Origin of the sequence: Verrucosispora sp. NA02020 (assembly GCF_013364215.1) — a bacterium.
In the GTDB taxonomy this organism is placed as follows: Bacteria; Actinomycetota; Actinomycetes; order Mycobacteriales; family Micromonosporaceae; genus Micromonospora.
The window spans coordinates 5,656,032-5,680,472 of sequence record NZ_CP054923.1 but is presented as its reverse complement, the minus strand read 5'-3'; the positions used below and the strand labels follow the sequence as shown (position 1 = coordinate 5,680,472).

Here is a 24,441-nt window from a genome sequence, read left to right as displayed (position 1 = left end):
CGGTAGTACAGGGGTCCCCTGCAATCACCCCGACACCGGATGCCGCAATCCGCAGCCCGGGCCGTGGCCACCGCCACGGCCCGGGTGACGTCCCGGAGTGGCACCGACGCCGGTAAGCTGGCGCGCCGTGAGCACAACCGCAGCCGTGCCGACCGTCGCCGACGTCGTGGCCGAGCTGGAGCGGCGCTATCCGCCCACCTGGGCCGAGGAGTGGGACAAGGTCGGGCTGGTGCTCGGCGAGCCCGGTGCCCCGGTCCGCCGGATCCTCTGCGTCGTCGACGTGGTCCCCGAGACCGTCGCCGAGGCCCTCGCCGCCCACGCCGACATGATCATCGCGCACCACCCGCTGCTGCTGCGGGGCGTCTCGTCGGTGGCGCCGACGACGTACAAGGGTCGCATCATCCACCAACTGATCAAGGCCGACGTCGCGCTCTACGTCGCCCACACCAACGCCGACGTCGCCGTACCCGGGGTCTCCGACGCCCTCGCCCACCGGCTCGGCCTGACCGACCTGCGTCCGCTGCAACCGTCCCGGCCGGGCACGCCCGCCGCCGGTGAGGGCCGGGGTGCCGGGCGCATCGGCGAGCTGCCGCAGCCACTGACCCTGGCCGAGTTGGCCCGGCACGCCGCCGCCGTGCTGCCCACCACCGCCATCGGCGTACGCGCCGCGGGCGATCCGGACCGCATGGTGCGTACGCTGGCAGTCTGCGGCGGTGCGGGGGACAGTTTCCTGGCCGACGCGACCGCCGCCGGGGTGGACGCGTACCTCACCGCAGACCTGCGTCACCACCCGACCGGCGAACACCTCGCCACCGGTGGACCGGCGCTGCTCGACGCCACCCACTGGGCCACCGAACGGCCCTGGCTCGACGATGTGGCCACCGGGTTGCGCGCCACGCTGCCGGGCGTCGAGACCCTGGTGTCCGACCTGGACACCGACCCGTGGACCGTGCACGCCGCCTCACCCGCCGCCCCGGAGCGATCCGCAGCGGACGACAAGGAGCCCCGACCGTGAAGGCTGACCCCCAGGTCCAGCGCCGCCTGCTCGACCTCCAGGCGATCGACACCGCTCTCGCCAAGCTCGCCCACCGCCGCCGGGCGCTGCCCGAGCGCGCCGAACTGGAGGCTCTCGCCCGCGAGCTGTCGTCGCTGGAGGACGAGCGGGTCCGCGCCCAGGTGGCCGTGGACGACCTGGACCGGGACATCGCCCGGCTGGAGAAGGACGTCGACCAGGTACGCGCCCGCAAGAAGAAGGACGAGGACCGCCTCGCCGCCGGTGGCGGTCCGGCCCGTGAGCTGGAGGCGCTCCAGCACGAGCTGGTCTCGTTGAACCGCCGGCAGAGCGACCTGGAGGACGCCGAGCTGGAGTTGATGGAGCAGCGGGAGACCGCCCAGTCGACGCTCGACGGGGTGGAGCAGCGGCTGACCGAGGTGCGCGAGCGGCGGGCCGCCACCGAGCAGCGCCGCGACGAGGCCCTGGCCGAGATCGGCCGCGAGGAGGAGTTCAAGCGCTCCGCCCGGCAGCCGCTCGCCGGTGACCTCCCCGGCGACCTGGTGCAGCTCTACGACAAGATCCGTGCCGACACCGGCCTGGGCGCCGCGCTGCTGACCGCCGGCCGCTGCGGCGGGTGCCGCCTGGACCTCTCCGGTGCCGACCTGGCCCGGATCCGCAAGACCGATCCCGACGAGGTGGTCCGCTGCGAGGACTGTCGCCGGATCATGGTCCGCACCAACGAGTCCGGGCTGTAGCCGGTGGCGCCGCGTACCGTGCTGGTCGAGGCCGACGGGGGCTCCCGGGGCAACCCCGGCCCGGCCGGCTACGGCGCGGTCGTCCGTGACCAGGCGACCGGCGAGGTGCTGGCCGAACGCAGCGAGTCGATCGGCACCGCCACCAACAACGTCGCCGAGTACCAGGGCATGATCGCCGGTCTGACCGCCGCCGCCGAACTGGGCGCCAGCGAGGTCGAGATCCGGATGGACTCCAAGCTGGTCGTCGAGCAGATGTCCGGCCGCTGGCAGATCAAGCACCCCGGGCTGCGTCCGCTCGCCGCCCAGGCCGCCCAGATCGTCAGCCGATTCGACGCGGTCCGCTTCACCTGGATCCCCCGGGACCGCAACACGCACGCCGACCGGCTGGCCAACGCCGCGATGGACGCCGCCGCCACGTCGGGCACCGCCACACCGGTCGTCACGCCACCGCGTACCGTCGAGTCACCGCGCCGCCTCGGCGGCCCGGAACCGGCCGGCGGCGGCGCGACCCAGGTCGCCGCCCGCGCCGACGAGTCGCCCGGCACCGATCCGAGCAGCGCCCCGGTCTCCTGGGAGCCGCGCCCCAGCTTCACCGCCACCCGGCTGATCCTGGTCCGGCACGGCGAGACCGAGTACACCGAACAGGGCCGCTACTCCGGACGCGGCGACATCCCGCTCTCCGCGAAGGGCAAGGACCAGGTGCGGGCCACCGCCGCCCGGGTCGCCGCGCTCGCCCCCGACACCGCCGCCGTGGTCAGCTCACCGCTGTCCCGGTGTACGGCGACCGCCGAGGCCATCGCCGCCGCCGTCGGCGACATCCCGGTACGCCGCGACGACGAGCTGATCGAGTGCGACTTCGGTGCCTGGGAGGGCCGGACCTTCGCCGAGGTACGCGAACAGTGGGGCGGTGAACTCGACGCCTGGCTCGCCTCGCCCCGGATCGCCCCACCCGACGGCGAGTCCTTCGACGAGGTCGCCCGACGCTGCACGCGGGTGGTGGAGCGGCTGCTCGCCGCGTACCCCGGTCAGACCGTGGTGGTGGTCTCGCACGTCTCGCCGATCAAGCTGATGCTGCGCGACGCGCTCGCCGCCACCGACGCCTTCCTGCACCGCCTCTTCCTCGACGCCGCCGGCATCTCCATCCTCGACCGCTGGCCCGACGGCGGCATAGCCGTCCGCTCCATCAACGAAACCCCCTACCTCCCGTAGGCCCGGCCCGGGGCCGGCCCGCGCGGTTGATCAAGAGCTTTGGGTCACCGTTCGCCGGTGAATCACCACCAAACCTCTTGATCAACCACAGGGGGTACGGGTGGTGGGGGTGCTACTCGCCGAGGGGGCCGTTGGCTAGTTCGGTGACGATGTCCAGGTGGCCCAGGTGGCGGGCGTACTCCTGGACCAGGTGGAACAGCACCCGCTCCAGGGAGGCCGGGTCTGCGCCGTTCCAGCGGGGGCCGGGGGCGCCGACGGTGGCCAGGTCGGCGCTCTGCACCACGCTGCGGGTGTGGGTGCCCTGTGCGCGCAGCTCGTCCGCCAGCTCCGCCACACTCAGCTCCGGGGGTACGTGCCAGCGACCGTCGCGCCAGTCGCCCCACGGCTCCGGCACCGGTTGCCCCTGGAAGCCCCACTCGATCCAGCGCAACTCGACGAAGCGCAGGTGCCGCAGCAACTCCACCGGAGTCCAGCCCGACGGCAACCGGCTCGCCCGCGCCTCCGCCTCGGGCAGCGCCGACACCTTGGCCAGCACGCTCTCCCGGAAATAGTCGAGATAGCGCAGGAACACCTCGGCCCGCCCCTCGGCCGGGACCGTAGGCTCGGGAAACGGCGGCAGCGTCGTCATCGGCCCATTATGCGTACCCCCGAAACGACCCGGCGTGCGGTCCTGCCGGCGCAATAGGCGGCGACCCGGTGTCGTTAGGATGAGCGTGCGACGGACGAGTCGACCGGGCGGTCGCGTCGGCGGGCTGCGGCCCGTCGCCGAGGAACGTCCGGACTCCACAGGGCAGGGTGGTTGTTAACGGCAACCCGGGGCGACCCGCGGGACAGTGCCACAGAAAACAGACCGCCGACCCCCAACGGGGACGGTAAGGGTGAAACGGTGGGGTAAGAGCCCACCAGCACCCCGGGTGACCGGGGTGGCTCGGTAAACCCCACCCGGAGCAAGGCCAAGTAGGGCCGTCACCGCAAGATGACGACCTGCGCAGACGCTTGAGGGCGGCCCGCCCGATGTCTGCGGGTAGGCCGCACGAGCCTGTCGGCGACGGCAGGCCGAGATGGATGGCCGCCGCCGGTGCGAACCCCGCAAGGGGTACGCGCCGCGCACAGAATCCGGCGTACAGGTCGACTCGTCCGTCGCCCACCAGCTCAGAGCCTCGATCAAGGCTCTGAGCTGGTCCTGTGTCCGGGTGTCGATGGTCGTTCTTGGTCAACTTTGGCCGGCGTTTGACGCCCTGACGACGCCCTGACGCCCTGGAGACGCCCTGAGCGCGGGCTCAGTTGACCATGCTTCGGGCCGGGCCGGCTGCGCCATCGTGGAGCCTATGCGGGCCGGCCCGTGGGGTTCCGGGTAGGGGCCGGCGGCTGCGGGGGAGGTCGGGTACGTCCTGGCCGTGGAGCTGCGTGCCGCGACGAGATGAGCCAGTGGCAAGCCAGTCCCGGGGTTGGACTGGCGCGGCAGCCGGAAGCCCCGACCACGCGACCAGAGCAGCCCCGCCGGCTTCCGTACCGCCGTGCATCGACCGCGTTCAGCGCAGGTAGGCCCGTTCATCGATGCTCTGGTGTGGTTCGGTCAGGAAGACATCGACAGGCACCGGGCCGTGGGCGATGTTCAGCGTGTCAAGGCGGTAGAGCCAGTCTCCGGTGCAGTGGTCGGTGAAGCGGTAGTTGATCCGCCAACGCAGCCACTGGCCATGGGGGAGGCGTACGGCTGGCGGGCGGCGGTGTCGGCGGGGCATGCCCCAAGCCGTCGGAATCAGCTCGACGCGGACCTGGTCCTCGGCGTAGCGGAGTTGGACGGCGTCACAGGACGGTGCACCGTTGCGCAGGGAGATGACTGGTTGGAACTCGTCGCGCTCGTGCATCGTGACCTCGTGGGTGAGGGGCGCGGAGTGCTGCGGCAGCGCGAACGCAGTAGGTAGGGCGTTGCGGCGGGCAGCGTGGTGGCCTCCGCGTGACTGCTTGGTCCAGGAGACGCGGACCCACTGAGCGACGATGTCCACCCGGTGGATGGTTCAGGCTTCCTGGTCGCCTGGCAATTCTGATACCGCACCTCGTCAGGCGGTGTCCCGGCGGCTGTCGGTGGCTCACCGCCCCGGCGCCGTAGGCGGCCGGGGCGGCTTGCCGCCGGCCGGGCTTGCCGTCCCGCACCGCGCGGAGCGCGGTGCCTTGATCCCATACAGAGCTATTCGGCAGTACCCTGCTGGTAAGGCTGCCTTCGAAACTGCCACGACCAGGGAGACCAGATTGCGGAAGATCGCCCTATTTAACCACAAGGGTGGAGTTAGTAAGACGACTACGGTCTTTAACCTTGGCTGGATGTTGGCCAACCTTGGACATCGGGTCCTGATGGTGGATTCCGACCCGCAGTGCAACTTGACGGGGATGGTTCTCGGTTTCAAAGGCGCTGATGAACTAGAGGAGTTTTACGAGAAGCAGGGACAAAACACGTTCCGTTCTGGTCTGGTGCCTGCCTTCGAAGCGCAGCCGAAGGAAATTCAGGCGGTGAAGACCGTAGAAGTCGCGGGACGCCCAGGATTGCACTTGCTCGCAGGGGATCTTCGGCTATCAGAGTTCGAGGTCACTCTCGGGCTGGCACAAGAACTTTCGGCCGCAATTGGAGCGCTTCAGAATCTTCCAGGAAGTCTCTCGTTTTTGATTGACAAGACGGCTTCCGCTATTTCTGCCGACTATGTTTTGATTGATATGAGCCCTGGTCTTGGGTCGATTAATCAAAACTTGGTAGTCACCAGCGACTACTTGATTCTTCCTACCTCGCCGGATGTCTTCTCTGTAATGGCAATTGATTCTCTGGCTCGGGTTCTGCCACGTTGGAAGAAGTGGGCGGATCAAGCATCACGGCTCCCAGTGCTTCAGCAGGCAGCTTACCCTTTTCCTCCGCCCAGACTAAAGATTCTGGGAACGGTGGTGCAGAAGTTCCGCCCACGTAGCGGCAAGCCGGCAAAAGCCTTCCAAAAGTGGATTGATGAGGTAGGCGAAGCGGTCGGGAAAAGACTCAAGCCGGCGATGGCAGCCGAGCATATGCTTCTTGATGACCAGACTTACGCGGCAGCAGGCGTTGACGCTAGCCTAAACTTGGCAACAATAGGTGATTTTAATGGCCTAATTTCTCGATCTCAAGAATTCCTGACGCCAATCTTCGCCCTGACAGCACCCCAACTAAAATCCGGAGGTGCCGTGCTTGAGAACACCGAGGCGTCTCGCGATCGATTCTATGCGGATTTCGAGGCATTTGCGAATCGAGTCATCGCGATGACTGAGGATGAGGGTGTCAAGTAGGGATGCCGGCTGCCGAACTGGCACTCTTTAAAAAGAACCTTAGCTATGCGCGAGATTTAGTGTCAACGGCGATTGCGCTCTCGGCTCAGCTTACTGCTGCAATTAACACGGACGATTTGCTGCGGTCAGCCCTCGTGCAAGGCGTCAGTGCGCTTGACCACTTCGTGCACGAGGAGGTGCGTGCAAGAATGTTGTTGACGGAGCAGGAATTGCATGCCCCGGCGAAGGGCTATGAGCGATTCCGCGTCCGGATGTCTTCAGTCAGAATTGCTCTGTCGCAGCCCGGCATTTCTTGGCTTGATGCTGAGATTCGCGAGCAGCATGGGTACCTATCCTTCCAGAATCCGGACAAGATCGCGGAAGTCTACAAGCTGATTAGCGATGTGCCGATTTGGCAGGAGGTTGCCAAGCATCTCGGGGAGTCGCCTGATAGCGTGAAGCGGCGATTAAAGCTAATCGTAGATCGCAGAAATAAGATAGTTCACGAGGCTGATACGGACCCCACCATTCCTCCGACGCGCTACCCGATTAACGATCAGCTTGTCAGTGACAGCCTTGACTTCCTGGAATCGGTAGTTGATGCGCTTGGTGCGGTGGCTGTCTAGTGGAGCGTTATTGAGAAATGCAACACTCGGGCGGATGTTGGTGGGGAGGCTGGCGCATATCATGCCTTTAGGTGGTCTTGCAACATCCGGTAATCAATCTTTCTAGCGCTCAGTTAAGGCGCTTATGGGTTGTGTTTGCGGTTGGGTGTCTCTTGGAATTATTTGCTCTGCTTGTCCGCACTTCGAACAGGCTTTCGATACACTCGAACGACTGACGAAACGCGTCCATTTTCCTCTATGGCGGTCTCTTGTTCGGTAACCTGCTCTCCGAGAGTCACCCCTAGGAGCGCGGCTAGACGTGAATCGGCTAGGACCGTCCGCAGCGCTGTTCGAGACTGCCCTGAAGATCCCCAGACATGTATGGATGCGTAAGTTCCCCTGCCGTGATCGGTGACGGCTAACCCTTCCTCGCGAAGGGCGGCGAGTGCATGACGAATGGTGCCACGGCTTGCCCTGAACTCGGCGCAAAGTGTGCTTTCGGTCGGCAGTAGGGCGCCAGGTGGAATTACGCCGCTCTGGATGCGCTCTCGTAACTCGTCGGCGATGGCCCGGTAGCGGGGCTGTCCGTAGTGCGGGGTGGGCACCTGGTCACCGTACCTGGCACTTGTCTTACCAAGTGCCAAGCGGGTGTGTCGTTTTGATGTGTAGACAAGTCATCCACTTGTAGGTACGTTTCCGAGTGTGCGGCTGGGATGACGGCGCGTATCAGGTGTGGTGCTGCGTCGGCCTGGCCGTGCGTGAGGCGCGGCGTCCTGGTGGGCCGGTTGCGGTGGTCGCGTGCACGAGGTGGCTCGGCGATATCCGACCCGTCCGGTGTCGGACGGTGCGCCGTGCCCTCTGTCGGGCCGGCGGCCGATTGGTCCCCCTGGTCGGTCGCCGGCTCCCTACGTGTGGAGGTGCGATGCCTGGCTCTCATCGTCGACGTTCCTGGTTCTCGTCCTGGCGTTCACGCCGACGAGCAGACCGAACCGCTCCGGCAGCAGCCAGCAGCCGTGACGAGGTTCGTCCCGTCGCTACCTCCCGGAACTCGTCGCGTTGGTCGACGGAGTGGACGCGGGCGATGCCGACGCTGCGGCAGCCACCGTTCATGACCCCGGGGCAGGCGTACCGGGGCAACGGTGGGAGGTGGTCGAAGTGACTGCGCCGCACCGGCCGACGTGGCCGCCTGTGCATCCGGACTGGTGTGCGCCGGATCGGTGCGGCCATCTGGTCCCGCCGGTGATGGCGCACATGCCTCGGCGTCACCGGGGCGCGTCGTTGAAGGTCGGAGATGCCTGGGCGTCCGGGTCGGTCGTGTCGTACCTGGTCGGATCCGATGGTCAGGATCCGAGAGTCATGGTCCATGTGTCCTGCCGGATCGGTGGCCCCTGGGCGGAACTGCCGCTGCCTCAGGTCCGGCAGTTGGTGGAGCAACTGCGGTCGCTGCTGGCCCAGGTCGGACCTCATGGGGGCGAGGATGGCAATGCCTGACGAGCCGACTGGCAGGCGACCGGCTAAGGACGCCGAGTGTCCCGACTGGTGCCAGGGCTGCGGGCCGAGCGATCCGATGCATCGGGGGCTGCTCGCCACGGTCGGCACCGAACGCAGCGGATGGGTGAGTGTGCAACTGCTCCTGGACCGGTTTCGCCGCCGCGACCCGATGGTCAAGGTCGACGTCACCCGTTCCGGGGGAACCGAATCGGTGTTGTTGTCGCGGGTGCAGCTCGACCGGCTGATCTATGAACTGACCTATGTCCGGTGGCGAGTGATGACCAAGGGACGACCGTTGGAGGGCACCTATGACCGCGACTGATCGCCGCAACTCTCGCCGTACTCCTGCGGTGTCTCGTCGTCGTGGGCCGGTGGTGGAAGTACCGGCGGTGCCGGAGCGGCCGGCGGGTGGGACTACCTGGCAGTCGTTGGAACGTCTAGGGGGTACGGTGACCGGTGTGCATGGCCGGGACTGGCGCCCTCGTTACCTGCAACTCGCGGAAGAGTTGCGGGTCAAAATCACGAGCGGAGAACTCGCGCCCGGCACCCTGATGCCGTCGGAGACGGAGTTGGCCGAGACGTCGGGCCTGTCGCGCACGAGTGTCCGCAACGCCATCCGCCAGCTCCGCGAGTGGGGCCTGGTCCGCGCAGAGCAGGGGCGCGGCACCTACGTTCGGGCACCTCGCCAGCGGGTACGGCGTCGTAACGCGGAGCGGTACCAGTGGGAGAAGGACCGGGTGTTGCTCGACCAGGACGAGCGGCTCAAGACCGGCGCGACCGAGCATGACACCGGCCTGACCGTCGACGACCTCAAGTTCCACGCCGAGTACACCCGCGTCGAGGCCGATGCGGAGATGGCAGCGGCGCTGCGGGTCGAGCCGGGTACGCCGCTGCTGCGCCGGGTTTACTGGACCTCGTCCAGGCATGAGAACGCCCCGCTGACCATGTCGTACTCGTACCTGCCCTATGACCTGGTGGCCGCGAACCCGGACCTGCTCGACGCCAGCAACGAGCCGTGGCCCGGTGGCTCCCAGCACCAGCTCTACACGATCGGCGTCGAGTTGGACCGCATCGAGGACGAGGTTCGGGCGCGTCCGCCGTCGCCGGATGAGGCCGAACTCCTCGACATCGACCCCGGCGTCTCCGTGTTGACCGTGCGCAAGACGTCCATCGACACCACCGGCCGGGCCGTCGAGGTGGCCGACGTGGTGATGCCAGGGGACCGGACCGAGCTTGTGTACTCCCACAAACTGCAACGGTGGAAAACTTGACGCATCTCGTCACGGTCATCACTCCGGTCCATGCGCCCAGCGTCGAGTACCTGGCCGGTGCGTACGACTCGTTGGTCAAGCAAGACATGCCCGACGGGTGGGACTGGCAGTGGCTCGTCCAGGAGGACGGGCAGACCGGTGCGTTGGACGGGGTTCTGCCGGACGACCCTCGCATCAGCCTCGGCGGTGGTCGTTCCGGCGGCCCGGGTGTTGCCCGCACCCTCGCTCTTTCCCGTGTCACCGGCGATCTGGTCAAGGTGCTCGACGCTGACGACCAACTCACGGCCGGTGCACTCGCCCGCGACATCGCCGCCTTCGACATCCACCCGCAGATCGGCTGGACGACCTCGCGCGTCCTGGACCTGATGCCCGATGGGTCTACCGTCGGATGGGACAAGGATCCGGCCGGCGGACCCATCAGCCGCGGTGCCGTGCTCGCCTTCTGGCAGGCCAACGGTTACCGCGCCCAGGTCCACCCCGCCACTCTCTGCATCCGCCGGGATCTGCTCCTCGCCCTCGGCGGCTGGATGGCACTCCCGGCCTCCGAGGACACTGGCCTACTCCTCGCTGCCAGCGCGGTCAGCGAGGGTTACTTCACCCGTGAACACGGTTTGCTCTACCGCAAGTGGCCAGGTCAGGTCACGAGCCAAGCCGCGCACCGCGAACCCGTCGAGTACGAGGGCCGCATGAAGATCATCGAGGCCAGAGCCGTTGCCCTGGCCTCGATGCTCCCGAACGGGCTGCCGGTCACTTTTGCGGCGTAGCCTCATGTCCCGGCATGCCATGAGTGCGCCGACGCTCCTTCATCTCTGCCTCGAAGATGTGCCGTTGGCCGCCGGCAAGCGTCTCGCGGGCGTACCGCTCGACCTCCTGGAACGCGGCGTAGTACCCATCGTCGAACTCCTCCATGATCTGGAAGGTCCAGCGACCGGGTAGGACGTTCCGGCCCAGCAACTCCCGCTCTACCCGCTTGGCTACCTCGTCGTGGCCCGCTTGCCGTAGCAGCTCGACGACGCGGTCCAGGGTGAGGTCTGCGCCGCCGACGAGTTGGTGAGCGGCGTACAGGTGCCCACGCACCCGGTGAATCGTCTCCAACGCCTTGCTTAGCTCGCCGAGCGCCTCGACAGTCGGGTCATCGAGGCCGCGAGGACGCGCGTGCTCGCGCTCGGATGTTCTTGGAACACGGTCGGACATGACCGCCGGATACCCGCTAGGCGGTGATGCAGCACCCCGCTTCTCGGTGAACGAGGCCGGGCGGGACCCGGTGGTCCCGCCCTTGCCATCTGTGGTCCTCAGTAGATCCAAACGTTGCCGCTGACCACTACGACCGTCACGACGACGATGACGCGGATGATCACCTGACGCGAGATTCGTAGTGCGAAAACAAGCTCCATTCTCACCTCCCTCGGCATCGGTTTCGAGGGTAATGGAAACAGGCAGCTCGGCGTCGCCAGCCGTCTCTTGCTTGCTGGCTTGTGGCGGGTCGCCGGTGATTGCGGTGGTAATATTTGGAAGTCGCGCAACTTCGCACATGTTATTATTTGATTAGCGTTCACGTGGCTCCTGAGCAGGAAAAATGCGGTACCGAGGCAGGCTTTCTCGAATCGGTAATATGTGGCGCTAGATCGATTTGTCTGGAGTTCTGGACATTCTCCTTAGACCCCTTCTGTAACGTAAATCCGCTCTCTCGTTGGGCGTCTCGGACTGGCCTTCCAGTAATTAACGTCACACGCGCTCGCCGTGATGACTTCCGATGAGTGCAGCTTGCTGGTGGCAACCCGCGCCCGCGCCCGCGTCGACAGCGCAGCGCCGAGCCAACTTGTTGACTTGTCTGCCAAGTGCCGTCTACCTTGGACCTCGCAACTTGGCAGACAAGTCAACAAGTTGGAGGTTGGAGCGATGGCTCTGCGTGGCGGTACGAGGTTCGCCGTGCGGTTCGAGGACGTGTTCCCGGCGGGGTGCGCGTTGGTGCCCGAGTCGCTGGGTGAGGTCGAGGACTACGACGAGAAGACGGGTCGGCGGTCCCCGGCGAAGGACAAGCTGACTGGTCAGCGGGTGTGGCAGGTCCGGGTGATGGATCTTGACCCTGAGCTGGGCAAGCGCTCGCGGGAGACGACGGTGAAGATCTCGGCTGACTATCAGCCGGTGCCGCCGTCGGGTGCGCCGTTCGAGGCGGTGGAGTTCGACGGGATGACGGTGACGCCGTACGTGGCGAACAACGGTCGGATGGCGTATTCGCTGCGGGCGACCGGGCTGCGGGCTCCGGTGGTCGGTGGCAAGAAGGCGGCGGCGTAGCCGTTTCAGGTGGGGGCGGGGCTGTCTGGTCTTGGCGGACGGCAGCCCCGCCCCCTGGTGTCTCTTCCCCTGCTCTGTCGAGAGAGGTCGTGACGTGTCCAAGGGTAGGCGTCGGGCTGGCCGTGGTTGGCCTCGGTGTGTCGCGTGTCAGGTCCGGTTCGAACCATCCACCGGTGTTGACGGTCGGTGTGGGTGCTGCGCCGGGCAGCTCGTTCTTCCGTTCCCGCCGGTGCGTGACGCGGCGGGCCGGTTCGTGTCGCTGCGGGGTGCCTGATGTTCGGGCGGCCTCGCGGTGACGTGGTGATGACTTCGGCCGGGGACTTGGTGGTGTTCCGGCCGAAGCGGTTCGCGCTGCCTATGTGGGCGGTGCTGCTCGGCCTGGTGCTGCGCTGGTCCGGCCGGGCTGTCTGGTGGTGCCTGCGGCATCCGGTGGCCACCGGTACGGCGGTGCTGGCGTTGTGGCTGTTCGTCGAGTTCGGCTGGTCCGGGCTGGTGGTGCCGCTGGTGCTGGGGTCGGCGGCCTCGGCGGTGTGGCGGTGGCGGGACGAGTCGTCCTGGTGGACCTGGCTCGCCGGTCCGCTGCTCGGCTCGTTCCGGCGGGTGTTCGTGTACCGGCGGGTGTGGCGGGAGGCCATGACGCTGTGCGGGCTCGCCGACACCTACGACCTTCAGCCGGTCCTGCCGCAACTGTTGCGGGTGCGCTCAGATCAGGCGCTCGACGTGTTGACCGTCCGCATGGTGCGGGGCCAGACGCCGGAACAGTTCCAGGCGGTCAGCGCCAATCTCGCGTACGCGTTCGGCCGGCGGCACGTCCGGGTCTACTCGGAACGTCCCGGCGACCCACCGACCCGTACCGGCCATGGTGCGTGGCTGCTGCGCCTGGTGGATCGGGTGCGGTTCCGGGATCGGCCGACGCTGGTCTACCTGGCGGTGGTGCGGACCGACGCGCTGCGCACCGTGGTCCCGCCGTTCGACGTGCCGGCGGTGCCGGACTTCACCGCGCTGCCCCTGGCCCGTCGGGAGGACCTGCGTCCCTGGTCGCTGCACCTGCTTGCCACGCATGTTCTCGTGGGTGGGGCGACCCGCTCCGGTAAGGGGTCGGTGCTGTGGTCGCTGGTGCGGGTCCTCGGCGGCGGGATCGCCTCCGGCCTCGTCCGGCTCTGGGTGATCGACCCGAAGGGCGGGATGGAGTTCGCGCTCGGCCGTCCGATGTTCGCCCGGTTCGCCTGCAAGTCCTTCGAGGCCATGGCCGATCTCCTCGACGAGGCCGTCACCGTCCTCCGGGAGCGGCAGACCCGGCTTGCGGGCACGGTGCGGGTGCACACGCCGACGGAGGCTGACCCCCTGGTCGTGGTCGTCGTCGACGAGATGGCCGCACTGACCGCCTACCTGCAAGATGTCGAGCTGCGTAAGCGCATCGCCTCGTCGCTCGGGTTGCTGCTGTCCCAGGGGGCCGGGGTCGGTGTCCTGGTGGTGGCGGCGTTGCAGGACCCGCGTAAGGACGTGCTGCCGTTCCGGGACCTGTTCCCGACCCGCATCGCGCTCGGCCTGACCGAGGCGTCCCAGGTCGACATGGTCCTTGGCGACGGTGCCCGCACTCGGGGTGCCCTCGCTGACCAGATGCCGCGATGGGCCAAGGGCGTCGGGTACGTGATCCTCGACGGCACCCCCGACCCGATGCGGGTCCGCTTCTCGTACGTCTCCGACGACGACATCCGCGACATGGCCCGCCAGTACCCGGCACCCGGCGATGCGGCGGACATCCTCGCCCAGGTCCGGCGGGAAACCGCCCCCGAACCGGCCCGACCACCGCTGCCGCGTACGCCGTCCGGACCGCTGCTGCCCGAATCGCTGCGCAACCTCCTCGACCGCGACACCAGCGGTGAGGGCCGATGACCGCGCCCGGTCGCCGCTTCTACCGGCTGCGCACCCCCGACCCGGTCACCGCCGTGTCCGTCCGCGTCGACCCGGAGCGGCCCGACCCGTACCCGGTCTATCTCGCGGTCGGTGCGGGACGGCGACGGATGTCCCTGACCCCCGACGAGGCGTGGGCGCTGTGGCGCTGCCTCTCCGAAGCGGTCGCCTCGCTCGGCACCCCACCCGACTACATCCGCACCGACATCCGACCCGCCCGGAGGTAACCGCCGTGAACACCCTCACCCGCGTCCTCAACCGGCTCCGGCGTCCGCTGCACATCCGGCTCGTCGGCCCCGCCCACCAGACCGCCGCCGCCCTCCACGGCGTCGCGCAGATGCTCCACCGCCGCCCCGACATGGACGGCCGACGCATCCGCATCGACCTCACCATCCGCGAGACGCCATTGGAGGAATGGCGATGACCGCCCGCACCGAATCCGCGGTACGCCTGGTGATCCTGCTCGCCATCGGCACCATGGCCGGCGCCGCCGCCTTCACCCACGTCCACGACCTGTCCGTCGCCCACGGCCAACCACACTGGATCGGCTGGGCCAACGCCGTAGCCGTCGAACTGATGGCGATCTACCTCGGCCTGGAACTACGCGCCCGCCGTCGCGCCGGTCGCCCCGTCGGCCTGGTCGGCTCGCTCCTGGTGGCGTTCGCGCTGCTCTCCCTCGCAGCCCAGGTCGCGGGCGCTGAACCGTCGGTGTGGGGCTGGATCGTGGCGGCGGTGCCGTCGCTGGCGTTCCTCGCCCTGGTCAAGGTTGTCCTGTCCAACGCTCCAGTTACCGCACCGGCCGTCGAGCCACACCAGCCAATTGCGCACCGGACCGAGCAACCCGGCCCGGCCCCCGATGTCGAACCGGTCCGCGTGACCGAGCCTGCTGCGCCGGCTGTCCCGGTTCCGCCGGCTGTCCCGGCTCCGGCGGTGGTGCTGCCTCCGCGTGCCGTTCAGCCCAACCGGCCGCACGTCGTCGGGATCATCCGATGACCGCTGCCACCCTGCCCGGCCTCGAACCCGCCCCGACCCCGGCTGCCGCTCCTCGGCCGGGATCGCGGGCGGCCCGCATGGCACTGCCCCGCTCGGTCGACGTGCTCAAGGAGATCGCGGCCGAGTACGGCGTCTGCGTCCGCCCCCTCGCCATGCGGCGCACCGACCTGAACACCGGCCTGACCGAGGTCATCGACCTGCCCTGCGGCGCGACCCGGGAAGACAAGTGCGGCCCGTGCGCCAAGAAGAACCGCCGACTGCGACAGGCCCAGATCCGGGAAGGCTGGCACCGCAACGACGAACCCCTACCCCCACCAGAACCAGCGACCGAGGAACAGAAGGCGCTCATCCTGCTGCGCGGTCACCTGGAGTTCTCCCGCGACGAAGCATCCCGAGCAAGCCAATGGGACCAGGTCGAAGACCTCGACGACGCCATCCGCGAAATCGAAGACGCCATCACGGCCGAAGGACTCCGAGGCCGCGTCGCCCCACCACACCCGACCGGCGACGACGACCAGGCCGACGAGGACAACGGCCGCCGCCGCAAGCGCTCCACCCGCCGTCGACAGGACGCCCCCGAGCTACCTCGGCGCAAGGTCGAGCGACGCACCGTCGGCCGCACCTACACCGCCCCCGACGGCACCGCCTACCGGCCGTCGATGTGGCTCACGCTCACCCTCGACTCCTACGGCCCCGTCAGGCCCGACGGCACCCCGCTCAACCCCGACCGGTACGACTACCGCCGCGCCGCCTGGGACGCCGTCCACTTCCCCCGGCTGCTCGACCGGTTCTGGCAGAACCTGCGCCGCTGCGAAGGATGGAACGTCCAGTACGCCGGCTGCGTCGAGCCCCAACGCCGACTCGCCCCACACGCACACTTCGCCATCCGAGGCACCATCCCCCGCGACGTGCTCCGCACCGTGGCGTCGGCGACGTACCACCAGGTGTGGTGGCCCTCGGTCGACGTCCAGCGGTACACCCTCGACCGGCTCCCGCTCTGGGACGAGCAGGCTTCGGCGTGGGTCGACCCGGACACCCGCGCGCCGCTGACCGCCTGGACGGAAGCACTCGACGCCATCGACGCCGACCCCGACGCGGAACCGGTGCACGTCGTGCGCTTCGGCTCCCAGGTCGACGCACGCGGGGTCATGCCCGGCACCGACGACGCCGAACGCACCATCCGCTACGTCACGAAGTACATCACCAAACACACCGGCGACGTCCACAAGATCACCAGCAGCAGGCAGCGCGCACACCTCGACCGGCTGTGGCAGGAACTCCAGGTCACCCCGTGCACGGAACGCTGCGCGAACTGGCTGCTCTACGGCATCCAACCCCGCAAGGCCAACGCGAAACTCAAGCCCGGCCGTTGCAAGGGCAAAGTCCACCAACGAGACACCCTCGGCATCGGCGGCCGGCGCATCCTCATCTCCCGCGACTGGTCCGGCAAGACGCTCTCGGACCACAAGCACGACGTGCGGGCATGGGTGCGCGCACTGCTCGGCGTCACTGTCGGTCTAGAGGGCGTCGACGACCAGGGCGCCACCGTCGAACCCGTCCGCCACGCCTGGGAACTCGCCCGACCCGACGATCCCGACGTGGGTCCACTGGCGCATCGACTCCTGCGGGCCATCGGCGAACGCGCCCGCTGGCGCTCCGAACTCCTCGCCGCCAAGGACCGCGCCGCCCAGCTCCCCGACACCGAATCGACGTCGGGCACGAACGGCATGACGGGGGAGGGGCAGTGACGGTGGCGAACGATGGGCTCTGGACGATCCGGGACGTGTCGGCGTACCTGCGGGTACCGACCGAGACGCTGTACCGCTGGCGCAAGGTCAAGTACGGTCCGCCGGCCGCTCGGGTCGGTCGACACCTGCGGTACGAGCCGGAAGCGGTCCGGTCCTGGGTACGTGAGCAGGCTGCGGCCTGATGGGACACGTAGAGGATCGCTGGTATAAGACGGTTCACCACCCGGGCGGGCGACGGGAGCGGGTCAAGACGAACCTGTTCGGCAAAGGGCTGCGCTACCGGGTGCGGTACGTCGGGCCGGACGGCAAGGAACGGAAGAAGTCCTACCCCGACCGGGCCAAGCGCGAGGCTGAGGCGTTCCTCGTCTCCACCGAGACGGACAAGCTGCGCGGCTCGTACGTCGACCCGGTCGCCGGTCGGATGACCTTCGCCGAGTACGCCGAGACGTGGCTACGGACGCGCTCGTTCGACGAGTCGACCCGGGAGAGCACCGAGTTTCGGGTACGGAAGCACCTGCTTCCGTGCTTCGGCTCTCGAAAGTTGGCGGAGATCAAGCCGGGCCACATCCGGGAATGGGACGCGAGCATGGTCGGCAAGCTGGCTCCGGCTACCCGGGCCGTGGTCTTCGCCCACCTGCGGACCATCCTCGGCGCGGCGGTCGACGACGAACGGATCACCAAGAATCCGTGTTCGGCAAAGTCAGTAAAGCCACCGCGACCGGTGCAGCGCAGGGTGGTGCCGTGGCGGTACGAACAGGTTTCGGCAATTCGCGGTGGCCTCGCCCAGCGGTACCGCGCGATGGTCGACCTGGGCGCCGGCTGCGGACTGCGACAGGGGGAGATCCTGGGCCTCGGTGTCGACGACATCGACCTTGACGCGGGCTGGTTGCACGTCTCGCGTCAGGTCAAGCTCGTCCGCTCTCGGCTCGTCTTCGGGCTACCCAAGAACGACCGGGATCGCCGGGTGCCGCTGCCTGACTCCGTCGGCCTGGTGCTGCGGCAGCACATCGACGACTTCGCTCCGCTATCGCTCACCCTGCCGTGGGAGAACCCGGCGGACGACGAGCGGGTCACGGTGCCGCTGCTGTTCACCACCACCCGGCGCGGTGCGATCAATCGGCGCACCTTCGACAACAAGAGTTGGCGTCCCGCCGTCGTGGCGGCCGGCATCACGCCGACCCGGGCGACCGGGATGCACGCGCTGCGCCACTTCTACGCCTCGTCGCTGCTTGACGCGGGGGAGAGCATCAAGGCCCTCGCCTCCTACCTCGGCCACGCCGACCCCGGCTTCACCCTCCGGGTGTACACGCACCTGATGCCGGCCAGCGAGGAACGCACCCGCAACGCGATCGACAATCTGTTCGGGCCTGCGGCTGAGGTTCCGGGTCCGCGCCGGTGACAGCGTTGTGCCAGAAGACCAGACTCGTCCGGGTGGATCTCGTTGAGTTGGGTATGGTCGCTGCCCCATCCGGTGTCTTGGTCCTCGCGACGGTCGGGCACCTCGACTACATCTGGCCGAGCATCGGCGAGCGGCTTTCCGATCGTGCGGCGGCGGTCGCTGCCACTGGTGGTGGCCATATCCAGGAATGGCTGTTCGAGGCGGTCGCCGTACCTGTCGACCCAGACCGTCTCCTACCCGTGCTGGCGGCTACCCAGCCGTCCCCGTTCTTCGGCGAGGTCGCCATCACGATGCTTGAGGTTCGTCTGGGCGGAGAAAGCGCCGGCCGGTTGCTCGGTGACCTACCGGCCGACCGGTGCGGCATGGTCCTGGGCGACGCCGTCGCGCTCGATTCATGGGCCGGCCCATCCGTGGAGCCAGGTACTGACTACGACAACTTTCGCCGGTCCGCTGCCAACCATCCGCTGCACGTCGGGCCGGTCGAAGTTGCCGGCTGTCCCGTCCTCGGCATCGGCTGGAACGAGGGCGACCATTCGATGCGGCACCGGGGGGAGCGGGCGGCGGGTCACGTCTACCCGGTGACGGTTACCAGTGACCACTCATCCCGAACCGTTCTCCGGTGGGACGTTGATCCCGCCAAGGTGCGACCTCCGACGGCCTGAGGGTGGCCTGGTTCTCTCTGACGCCCTGGCGACGCCCTGAGCGGGTATCTGGCAAACGAATCGCCTGCTCAGGGCACTAATGAACTTCATAATCCGGCGTACAGGTCGACTCGTCCGTCGCCCACCAGTTCAGAGCCCCGATCAAGGCTCTGAACTGGTCCTATGTCCGGGCGTCGATGGTCGTTCATGGTCAACGTTGGTCGGCGTTTGACGCCCTGAGGGCGCCCTGACGGTCAAGAGGTGGCCCAGGAGTGCATCAACTGATCTCGGCGGAGCGCACCCGCAACGGCGATCGACGGTCTCTTCTTCTTGCCTGGTGATGCGGTGCGAGCAGCGCAGATGCAGTTGCTGAGTTGCGTTTTTAGCGTTTACGGCGCATGCTGGCAAGATGAGTGGGGAACTCCTGACCACTGGCCAAGCGGCCAAGTTGCTGGGGTCGTCGCGTCAGCAGGTGGTCAACCTGTGTGAACGTGGGGACCTGCCGTTCGTGCGGGTGGGTGCGCACCGCAAGGTCAGGCGGGAGCATGTCGAGGCGTTGTTGCGGCCAAAGCGGGCGTTGACCCGTGATCAGCTCAAGTCGCTGTGGCTGCACCAAGCGGTGGCGGGCGGCCTGGTCGTCGATCCGGACGAAGTGCTGGGTAAGGCTGCGGAGAACCTTGATCGACTGCTCCGACAGCATCGGGGGACTATGGCCGAGGTCTGGCTGAGGCGCTGGCAGGACAAGATCAACGAAGGCGTGGATTCTGTCCTGCGGTCGTTGACGTCGGAAGACCCGGAGGCTGTCGAGTTGCGGCAGAATTCGCCCTTCGCCGGCGTGCTCTCGCAGTCGCAGCGTCGGAAGGTTCTTGAGTCCTTCAAGCGCAGCGTCGGAGACCGGGCGGCATGAAGCGCGCAGAGCTGGAGCATGTCCTGAGATCGACGGGTCGGATTGTCGAGGACCGGAACGTCCTCATCATCGGCAGTCAGTCGGTGCTAGGGACGTTCCTGGAAGGTGATCTTCCGCTTGAAGCCACTGCCTCGATGGAGGTGGATGTGGCGTTCTTTGACGACCCGGACGATCAGAAGGCCGACCAGATCGACGCGTTCATCGGCGAGTTCTCGCCGTTCCACGAGACGTTCGGCTACTACGCCCAGGGTGTGAGTGTGTCGACTGCGGTGTTGCCTGATGGCTGGCGCGACCGTTTGGTGCTGGTGGAGTCCGACAACACCCAGCCGGGACGTGGCTATGCGCTCGATCCGCACGATTGTGTGGTGTCCAAGCTGGTAGCCGGCAGGGAGAAGGACAACAAGTTCGCTGACGCGTTGCTCCGAGCGGGACTGGTGAGACCGGACGTGGTCGCCGAGCGAATCGAACTCCTGGCCGACGTGCATCCTTTGGTGATGAAGCGCCTGCGGGACTGGATCGCCGCGTATCAGCCGGGGCCTGAAGCCGTCGGTTAAGACGGATCGCCCGAACCTGCTGCGATGCAGGACGGGGGGCGTCCGCTAACCGCTGGCCCTCCTGATCACTGCGACCGGAACTCGTGGATGACCTCGATCGCACCGACGATGTGCTTGTTGAACTCGTCCAGTTCCTCGGCGGGTACCCACAACTCCAAGATGGTGTCGCCGCCGACTTGGCGCACGGGGTAGCGGCTCAGGAACTCCGTCTCGACCTGGAAGCGGGTCACGTAACCCGTGCCGGAGGCGGGCACGTTCCAGTCCCGGGCGATCTTGATCGCGTAGTCCTCGTTCAACACCGGGTAGAAGATCGGCTGATCGGGCAGGCGCGGCGGCCACTGCCGCCACCCCGAGGCGCGGACAAGCTCCAGCTCCTGTGGCCCGGTCGGGCGCCACAACACCGTCGTACCCACGCCACTGCTCAACTCGACCCCGCTATTCCCGTCGATCGTGAGCCCGGACAGTACCGAGCCGCCCGCGACCGACACCACCGCATTCACCGCTGGCCCCGGTGAGCCGATAACGGCCCAAGTGCTGCCCGATCGCCTCGAACCTTGGACGGCGGCTCGCGCTGGCTGTCGGCGAGCAGAATTCCGCAGGCATCCAGCAGCGACCTAACCCAGGTCGATTCGATAGTCCAGGCTGACCCTGTCGGCGGGGATCGTGATGTCGGCGACCTCAAGGACGCGGTCCCCGGCATAGGTCTGCCGCGTGAGGACGACCACCGGCACGCCGCCGGGAATCCGCAGGGTGTCGACCTCGTCGGGTACGGGCATCCTCGCCCGGACCTGCTCCCGCACCGACGTGATCGTGTGGCCCAGGCTGTGAAGTTGCGCGGTGTTGCCGCCGGGCCACGGCTCGTTGGCGGGGTCGGCCACAGGGGTGCCGGTCACCATCTCCAGCAGCAGGTATGAGGTCGACATCTGCTGTGGCGTGCCGTGTGTCCGGAAGACGAAGCGGCGTTCGAGCAGCATCGTGCCCGGCTCGACGCCGAAGAGGTCGGCGATCGTCTCGCTTGCGGGCGTCTCGTGGAAGGTCTTGTCCAGGGTGTACGCCGACCACGGGATCTGCTGGTCCGCTGTGAACGACGTACCAAGTTCGCCGGAGCGGACCTGGTCGAGTTCCTTACGGTAGCGGTCGGAGCCGAGACGCCGTACGGGCATGGTGGGCCGTGCGTACGTCCCGCGTCCCATCTCGGTGACCACCAAGCCCTCGGCGCGCAGCAGGGCGAGCGCCTCCCGGACCGTTCCGCGCGCCACGGAGAACTCGGTCATCAAGGTCGATTCGCTGGGCAGTAGCGCCCCAGGCGGGATCGCGCCGGACATGATCCGGCGGCGCAGTTCTTCCGCCATCAACCGGTACCGGGGTGGCTCTGGGTGCGGGGTAGGCACGTCCGTCACCGTACCGCCGATCTTCCGGAGTCTCTTCTGCGCCGCACCCTAGGCGAGCCTGTCTAGACAGGTTGACTGGACGGGCTTAGGGTTGCAACGCAACCGGCACGGAGAGTGACCTAGGGGTAGGTGTGTCTGTGTCGGTTGCCCTACGACTTCCGGAGGCAACCAGTGACGCGGTCGAAGTGGTTCCAGAGGCCGGACGAGCCCATCGACGTCGTCTGGCAGGTGATCTCGGTCGACCAAGTGCGCGTCCGAGCTGGACTGGCGCACAGCGGGTCGACGAACCAGCGTCCCTACCACCGTCCGAGTTCTGACGAGAGGCCGGACGGCTCCGCCGATGACCCGGCCTGAGGTCCCGTTCCGTGTCGAACTCGCGTGGTCGGTCATCGACGCCCACCACAAGGGCGTCTGTACGCGCTGTCAACCGCACACCGCCTGCCCAAGGCTCGAAGACGCCGCAGTGACCGTCAACGCCTGGCGTACCTCGGTCGGGAGAACTGCTCTACCTCACCCGGGAGGCCAGTCCGCAGTTCCACAGACCGATCCACTTCCGACTGATCAGGGCTCTCGACTGGACGACGTTCGACGGCTGGATCTGGCTTGAGGGATACCAGATCGGCAACCGTGGTCAGGCCACCGAGCGGCGGTCGGTGTTCGTCCTCGTCGCCGGTCTCAGAAGGGCTTCCGGCTTGCCTGGGCGGCAGTCAGCGAGACGTCCTCGCGCGACGGGTGACTAGGGTGGTGGGCTCACCGCCATCGTGTGGCGAGGAATCACGCGCGGCGCGTGGCGCACACGATGGCGGTGAGCCCGGCTCGTGGCAGAGCGGTCATCCCTGCGCGAGCAACAGAACGGTCAGACCGCGCGACCAACAGAGCGATCAGACCTGCGTGAGCAGCAGCGGTCAGACCTGCGTGAGCAGCGCGGCGAGGCGTTCCGCGACGGGTGGGGCGTGCAGGTGGAGGCGGGCCACGTTGATCGCGTCGGCGCCGACCACGGAGAGCAGGGCCTGCGGGCCGACGGCGTACACGGAGAAGTAGCCGGCCTGGTTGCGGACGGTGGACTGCCGGAACTCGCCCTGGCCGAGTCGGAGGCTGACCTGCCGGCCGAGGCCGAAGGTCGCCGCCGCCATCGCGGCCAGGTCGTCGGGGTCCAGCGGTGGTGGTACGTCGTGGGTGATGCGCAGTCCGTCCACGCCGCCGAGGACGCTTCCCTGCACGCCGGGGATCTGTAGGCGCAGCTCGGCGAGTTCGGTGCCGATGGCCGGGTACGGCAGACGCGGGTTGCCGGCCAGGGACGGCGGGAAGGCAGGCGGCGGTGGGGCGGCCGGGCGTTGCGCGGTGCGGCGGGGTAGGAAGGTCTCGCTCACAGTTCGAGGCGCTCCTCGATGCTGCGCAGCTGGTGGCGGGCGAGAGCCAGGTTGGAGCGGGTCTTGCTGAGCATCAGGTAGAGGAACAGGCCCTTGCCGTTGGCGCCGGCCAGCGGCCGGATGATGTGGTACTGACCGCCGAGGGTGATCAGCATGTCCTCGATCTCGTCGTTGAGCTTGAGCATCTCGATGGTCCGCATCTTGGCGCGTACCACGTCGGTGTTGCCGGCGGCGGCGACGGTCAGGTCGATCTCCGGTGTGCCGCCCGCGACGCCGAGTGTCATCCCGCTGGTGTAGTCGACGAGCGCGACGCCGATCGCGCCGTCGATCGTCATGGCGTCCTTGAGGGCGGTGTCGAGGTTGGCCACGGTGCCTCCAGGTTCGACTGGCGTCCGGGTTCGCGCCAGCTCGTGGTCTTCCCGGGGGCCGGGCCCCGGGTGAGCAAATCTCGGACGAGGGTGGCACACCTGACCTGCGGTGTGCACCCGGGGGCAGCGCGATCGAACTGAGTGGGCCACGCTCGGTGACCGGCGGGCCGGTCGAGTTCGTCGCTGCGGCTGATGTCTCGGTGCCGACGTCGTCTGCTACTCAGTCTGCAACCTGGGCATCGTCGGTGGGTCGACGTCGTTTCGGAGCGGCGTCGGGTACCCGGGGACGCGCATGGAGTACCACCGACGGCACCGGGCACAGCCTGTCGGGTGCCCGGTGCCGTCGCGTCCATAGTGTGGGTGGCGCAGGGGAAGGAGACACCAGGTGCTGGAGCGACTCAACCAGGCCATGGAGCACATCGAGCGGCACCTGGACCGGCCGGTCGACGCCGGTGAGCTGGCGCGGATCGCGGTCACGTCGGAGCACCACTTCCGGCGGCTGTTCTCCGCGCTGGCCGGCGTTCCGCTCTCCGAGTACGTGCGGCGTCGCCGGCTCACGGTGGCCGGCGCGGAGGTGGTCGCGGGGGAGCGCACGCTGCTCGACATCGCGGTCCGCTGGGGGTACGGCTCGGCCGAGGCGTTCGCCCGCGCGTTCAAGGCGGTGCACGGGGTCGGACCCGGTGAGGCCCGGCGTACCGGCGCGGTGTTGCGGGCCCAGCCCCGGATGTCCTTCCGGCTGACCGTCGAGGGAAGCAGCAGCATGCGGTACCGCATCGTGCAGAAGGAGTCCTTCCGGCTGGTCGGCCGCAAGGCCCGGGTGCCGCTGGTGCACGGGGGCATGAACCCGGCCATCGTGGCGTTCGTCAGGAGCATCGAAGCGGCGACCCGGGACCGGATCGAGGCGCTGTCCGACCAGGAGCCGGCGGGCGTCGTCAACGTCGGTGCCGGCCTCGCCGACAGTCGCGCCGAGGGCACCGAACTCGACTACTGGTTCTGCGTGGCCACCGGCGCCGACGTGCCCGAGGACCTGGACGCCATGCCGGTGTCGGCGGGGACGTGGGCGGTCTTCGAGATCTCCGGGGCCTTTCCGGAGGCGGTGCAGCACCTGTGGCGGGACGTGTTCACGCAGTGGTTCCCGTCCAACCCGTACCGCTCCCGGCCCGGTCCGGAGATCTCCCGTACCCGGATCTCGGCCGACGGCGCTCACGCCGACGCGGAGCTGTGGATCCCGGTGGAGCCGGTTGCGGCCTGAGC

The 24,441-nt window shown here is 67.9% G+C and carries 28 protein-coding genes and 1 other RNA gene; 21 read left to right on the top strand and 8 right to left on the bottom strand.

All coding sequences use genetic code 11. From position 1 onward, the window contains the following. Nucleotides 1-127: 127 nt before the first annotated feature. The 3 genes from HUT12_RS25265 to HUT12_RS25255 are packed head-to-tail and all read left to right on the top strand — an operon-like array spanning nucleotide 128 to nucleotide 2,958. Nucleotides 128-1,015 (top strand): Nif3-like dinuclear metal center hexameric protein, encoded by an 888-nt coding sequence (locus HUT12_RS25265; RefSeq protein WP_176094976.1) that lies wholly within the window; start codon nucleotides 128-130, stop codon nucleotides 1,013-1,015. Further along, nucleotides 1,012-1,749, top strand: coding sequence for a zinc ribbon domain-containing protein (locus HUT12_RS25260; protein WP_131057826.1), 738 nt, complete (start codon nucleotides 1,012-1,014; stop codon nucleotides 1,747-1,749). The genes HUT12_RS25265 and HUT12_RS25260 overlap by 4 nt, the downstream gene beginning before the upstream one ends. Nucleotides 1,750-1,752: 3 nt before the next feature. After that, on the top strand, nucleotides 1,753-2,958 hold the full coding sequence (locus HUT12_RS25255) for a bifunctional RNase H/acid phosphatase (protein WP_176094975.1): 1,206 nt from the start codon (nucleotides 1,753-1,755) through the stop codon (nucleotides 2,956-2,958). 112 nt (nucleotides 2,959-3,070) lie between these two features. On the opposite strand, the gene HUT12_RS25250 is transcribed toward HUT12_RS25255, so the two are convergent. Beyond that, on the bottom strand, nucleotides 3,071-3,586 hold the full coding sequence (locus HUT12_RS25250) for a DUF664 domain-containing protein (protein ID WP_176094974.1): 516 nt from the start codon (nucleotides 3,584-3,586) through the stop codon (nucleotides 3,071-3,073). A gap of 95 nt (nucleotides 3,587-3,681) precedes the next feature. On the opposite strand from HUT12_RS25250, the gene rnpB reads away from it, so the two are divergent. Next, nucleotides 3,682-4,098: RNase P RNA component class A (gene rnpB, locus HUT12_RS25245), an RNA gene on the top strand. 392 nt (nucleotides 4,099-4,490) lie between these two features. On the opposite strand, the gene HUT12_RS25240 is transcribed toward rnpB, so the two are convergent. Beyond that, nucleotides 4,491-4,964, bottom strand: coding sequence for a hypothetical protein (locus HUT12_RS25240; RefSeq protein ID WP_176094973.1), 474 nt, complete (start codon nucleotides 4,962-4,964; stop codon nucleotides 4,491-4,493). Here HUT12_RS25240 and HUT12_RS25235 point away from each other — a divergent pair. Beyond that, nucleotides 4,957-6,261: a ParA family protein gene (locus HUT12_RS25235; RefSeq protein ID WP_368660294.1), complete on the top strand. Its 1,305-nt coding sequence runs from the start codon at nucleotides 4,957-4,959 to the stop codon at nucleotides 6,259-6,261. The genes HUT12_RS25240 and HUT12_RS25235 overlap by 8 nt on opposite strands. Before the next feature lie 2 nt (nucleotides 6,262-6,263). Further along, complete coding sequence (locus tag HUT12_RS25230) at nucleotides 6,264-6,866, top strand: HEPN domain-containing protein (RefSeq protein WP_176094972.1); 603 nt, start codon at nucleotides 6,264-6,266, stop codon at nucleotides 6,864-6,866. A 158-nt stretch (nucleotides 6,867-7,024) separates the two neighbouring features. On the opposite strand, the gene HUT12_RS25225 is transcribed toward HUT12_RS25230, so the two are convergent. Further along, complete coding sequence (locus tag HUT12_RS25225; protein WP_217706048.1) at nucleotides 7,025-7,450, bottom strand: GntR family transcriptional regulator; 426 nt, start codon at nucleotides 7,448-7,450, stop codon at nucleotides 7,025-7,027. Between the two features lie 878 nt (nucleotides 7,451-8,328). On the opposite strand from HUT12_RS25225, the gene HUT12_RS32970 reads away from it, so the two are divergent. From HUT12_RS32970 to HUT12_RS25210, 3 genes are all read left to right on the top strand, one after another. Then, the gene (locus tag HUT12_RS32970; RefSeq protein WP_254876951.1) at nucleotides 8,329-8,658 is read left to right on the top strand and encodes a hypothetical protein; all 330 of its coding nucleotides are present in this window, start codon (nucleotides 8,329-8,331) and stop codon (nucleotides 8,656-8,658) included. A 127-nt stretch (nucleotides 8,659-8,785) separates the two neighbouring features. Continuing rightward, nucleotides 8,786-9,607 (top strand): GntR family transcriptional regulator, encoded by an 822-nt coding sequence (locus HUT12_RS25215; RefSeq protein ID WP_176094971.1) that lies wholly within the window; start codon nucleotides 8,786-8,788, stop codon nucleotides 9,605-9,607. After that, entirely contained in the window at nucleotides 9,595-10,371 is a 777-nt protein-coding gene (locus HUT12_RS25210; protein ID WP_254876950.1) for a glycosyltransferase, read from the top strand. Before HUT12_RS25215 ends, HUT12_RS25210 begins: the two co-directional genes overlap by 13 nt. On the opposite strand, the gene HUT12_RS25205 is transcribed toward HUT12_RS25210, so the two are convergent. Continuing rightward, entirely contained in the window at nucleotides 10,355-10,801 is a 447-nt protein-coding gene (locus HUT12_RS25205) for a hypothetical protein (RefSeq protein ID WP_176094970.1), read from the bottom strand. The two genes, HUT12_RS25210 and HUT12_RS25205, sit on opposite strands and share 17 nt — an antisense overlap. A 705-nt stretch (nucleotides 10,802-11,506) precedes the next feature. Between HUT12_RS25205 and HUT12_RS25200 the strand changes: the two genes are divergently transcribed. From HUT12_RS25200 to HUT12_RS25150, 11 genes are all read left to right on the top strand, one after another. Beyond that, nucleotides 11,507-11,902 (top strand): transcriptional regulator, encoded by a 396-nt coding sequence (locus HUT12_RS25200; RefSeq protein WP_176094969.1) that lies wholly within the window; start codon nucleotides 11,507-11,509, stop codon nucleotides 11,900-11,902. 303 nt (nucleotides 11,903-12,205) lie between these two features. Further along, nucleotides 12,206-13,798, top strand: a complete 1,593-nt coding sequence (locus HUT12_RS25195; RefSeq protein ID WP_176094968.1) for an FtsK/SpoIIIE domain-containing protein — start codon at nucleotides 12,206-12,208, stop codon at nucleotides 13,796-13,798. Beyond that, nucleotides 13,795-14,043 (top strand): hypothetical protein, encoded by a 249-nt coding sequence (locus HUT12_RS25190; RefSeq protein ID WP_176094967.1) that lies wholly within the window; start codon nucleotides 13,795-13,797, stop codon nucleotides 14,041-14,043. Before HUT12_RS25195 ends, HUT12_RS25190 begins: the two co-directional genes overlap by 4 nt. 5 nt (nucleotides 14,044-14,048) lie before the next feature. Beyond that, nucleotides 14,049-14,240 carry a hypothetical protein gene (locus HUT12_RS25185; RefSeq protein ID WP_176094966.1) on the top strand — a complete coding sequence of 64 codons (192 nt, stop codon included), beginning with the start codon at nucleotides 14,049-14,051 and terminating at the stop codon, nucleotides 14,238-14,240. Further along, nucleotides 14,237-14,809: a DUF2637 domain-containing protein gene (locus HUT12_RS25180; protein ID WP_176094965.1), complete on the top strand. Its 573-nt coding sequence runs from the start codon at nucleotides 14,237-14,239 to the stop codon at nucleotides 14,807-14,809. The genes HUT12_RS25185 and HUT12_RS25180 overlap by 4 nt, the downstream gene beginning before the upstream one ends. After that, nucleotides 14,806-16,557, top strand: a complete 1,752-nt coding sequence (locus HUT12_RS25175; RefSeq protein WP_176094964.1) for a replication initiator — start codon at nucleotides 14,806-14,808, stop codon at nucleotides 16,555-16,557. Before HUT12_RS25180 ends, HUT12_RS25175 begins: the two co-directional genes overlap by 4 nt. Nucleotides 16,558-16,559: 2 nt before the next feature. Beyond that, nucleotides 16,560-16,739, top strand: a complete 180-nt coding sequence (locus HUT12_RS25170) for an AlpA family transcriptional regulator (protein ID WP_176095963.1) — start codon at nucleotides 16,560-16,562, stop codon at nucleotides 16,737-16,739. Continuing rightward, entirely contained in the window at nucleotides 16,739-17,956 is a 1,218-nt protein-coding gene (locus tag HUT12_RS25165) for a tyrosine-type recombinase/integrase (RefSeq protein ID WP_176094963.1), read from the top strand. The genes HUT12_RS25170 and HUT12_RS25165 overlap by 1 nt, the downstream gene beginning before the upstream one ends. A 32-nt stretch (nucleotides 17,957-17,988) precedes the next feature. Next, a complete protein-coding gene (locus HUT12_RS25160) occupies nucleotides 17,989-18,618 on the top strand; it encodes a hypothetical protein (protein WP_217706047.1) in 630 nt (209 codons plus the stop codon). A gap of 388 nt (nucleotides 18,619-19,006) precedes the next feature. Further along, nucleotides 19,007-19,504, top strand: a complete 498-nt coding sequence (locus tag HUT12_RS25155; RefSeq protein ID WP_176094962.1) for a helix-turn-helix domain-containing protein — start codon at nucleotides 19,007-19,009, stop codon at nucleotides 19,502-19,504. Further along, nucleotides 19,501-20,058 carry a DUF6036 family nucleotidyltransferase gene (locus HUT12_RS25150; RefSeq protein ID WP_176094961.1) on the top strand — a complete coding sequence of 186 codons (558 nt, stop codon included), beginning with the start codon at nucleotides 19,501-19,503 and terminating at the stop codon, nucleotides 20,056-20,058. The genes HUT12_RS25155 and HUT12_RS25150 overlap by 4 nt, the downstream gene beginning before the upstream one ends. A gap of 65 nt (nucleotides 20,059-20,123) precedes the next feature. On the opposite strand, the gene HUT12_RS25145 is transcribed toward HUT12_RS25150, so the two are convergent. The 4 genes from HUT12_RS25145 to HUT12_RS25130 all read right to left on the bottom strand — a co-directional run bounded on the left by HUT12_RS25145 (nucleotide 20,124) and on the right by HUT12_RS25130 (nucleotide 23,187). Then, the gene (locus tag HUT12_RS25145) at nucleotides 20,124-20,483 is read right to left on the bottom strand and encodes a hypothetical protein (protein ID WP_176095961.1); all 360 of its coding nucleotides are present in this window, start codon (nucleotides 20,481-20,483) and stop codon (nucleotides 20,124-20,126) included. A gap of 189 nt (nucleotides 20,484-20,672) precedes the next feature. After that, nucleotides 20,673-21,449 (bottom strand): GntR family transcriptional regulator, encoded by a 777-nt coding sequence (locus tag HUT12_RS25140; RefSeq protein WP_217706046.1) that lies wholly within the window; start codon nucleotides 21,447-21,449, stop codon nucleotides 20,673-20,675. Nucleotides 21,450-22,354: 905 nt separating this feature from the next. Then, nucleotides 22,355-22,819, bottom strand: coding sequence for a roadblock/LC7 domain-containing protein (locus HUT12_RS25135; RefSeq protein WP_131052046.1), 465 nt, complete (start codon nucleotides 22,817-22,819; stop codon nucleotides 22,355-22,357). Further along, nucleotides 22,816-23,187: a hypothetical protein gene (locus tag HUT12_RS25130; RefSeq protein WP_131052045.1), complete on the bottom strand. Its 372-nt coding sequence runs from the start codon at nucleotides 23,185-23,187 to the stop codon at nucleotides 22,816-22,818. The genes HUT12_RS25135 and HUT12_RS25130 overlap by 4 nt, the downstream gene beginning before the upstream one ends. Nucleotides 23,188-23,572: 385 nt before the next feature. Between HUT12_RS25130 and HUT12_RS25125 the strand changes: the two genes are divergently transcribed. After that, nucleotides 23,573-24,439, top strand: a complete 867-nt coding sequence (locus tag HUT12_RS25125; protein ID WP_176094960.1) for an AraC family transcriptional regulator — start codon at nucleotides 23,573-23,575, stop codon at nucleotides 24,437-24,439. The last annotated feature ends 2 nt before the right edge of the window (nucleotides 24,440-24,441 follow it).

Excerpts from the sequence above, each read along its gene's own strand:
- HUT12_RS25150 (WP_176094961.1), top strand. The coding sequence starts at position 19,501 with ATGAAGCGCGCAGAGCTGGAGCATGTCCTGAGATCGACGGGTCGGATT.
- HUT12_RS32970 (WP_254876951.1), top strand. The coding sequence starts at position 8,329 with ATGCCTGACGAGCCGACTGGCAGGCGACCGGCTAAGGACGCCGAGTGT.
- HUT12_RS25190 (WP_176094967.1), top strand. The coding sequence starts at position 13,795 with ATGACCGCGCCCGGTCGCCGCTTCTACCGGCTGCGCACCCCCGACCCG.
- HUT12_RS25155 (WP_176094962.1), top strand. The coding sequence starts at position 19,007 with ATGAGTGGGGAACTCCTGACCACTGGCCAAGCGGCCAAGTTGCTGGGG.
- HUT12_RS25200 (WP_176094969.1), top strand. The coding sequence starts at position 11,507 with ATGGCTCTGCGTGGCGGTACGAGGTTCGCCGTGCGGTTCGAGGACGTG.
- HUT12_RS25205 (WP_176094970.1), bottom strand. The coding sequence starts at position 10,801 with ATGTCCGACCGTGTTCCAAGAACATCCGAGCGCGAGCACGCGCGTCCT.
- HUT12_RS25235 (WP_368660294.1), top strand. The coding sequence starts at position 4,957 with ATGTCCACCCGGTGGATGGTTCAGGCTTCCTGGTCGCCTGGCAATTCT.
- HUT12_RS25165 (WP_176094963.1), top strand. The coding sequence starts at position 16,739 with ATGGGACACGTAGAGGATCGCTGGTATAAGACGGTTCACCACCCGGGC.
- HUT12_RS25175 (WP_176094964.1), top strand. The coding sequence starts at position 14,806 with ATGACCGCTGCCACCCTGCCCGGCCTCGAACCCGCCCCGACCCCGGCT.
- HUT12_RS25230 (WP_176094972.1), top strand. The coding sequence starts at position 6,264 with ATGCCGGCTGCCGAACTGGCACTCTTTAAAAAGAACCTTAGCTATGCG.
- HUT12_RS25250 (WP_176094974.1), bottom strand. The coding sequence starts at position 3,586 with ATGACGACGCTGCCGCCGTTTCCCGAGCCTACGGTCCCGGCCGAGGGG.
- HUT12_RS25195 (WP_176094968.1), top strand. The coding sequence starts at position 12,206 with ATGACTTCGGCCGGGGACTTGGTGGTGTTCCGGCCGAAGCGGTTCGCG.
- HUT12_RS25180 (WP_176094965.1), top strand. The coding sequence starts at position 14,237 with ATGACCGCCCGCACCGAATCCGCGGTACGCCTGGTGATCCTGCTCGCC.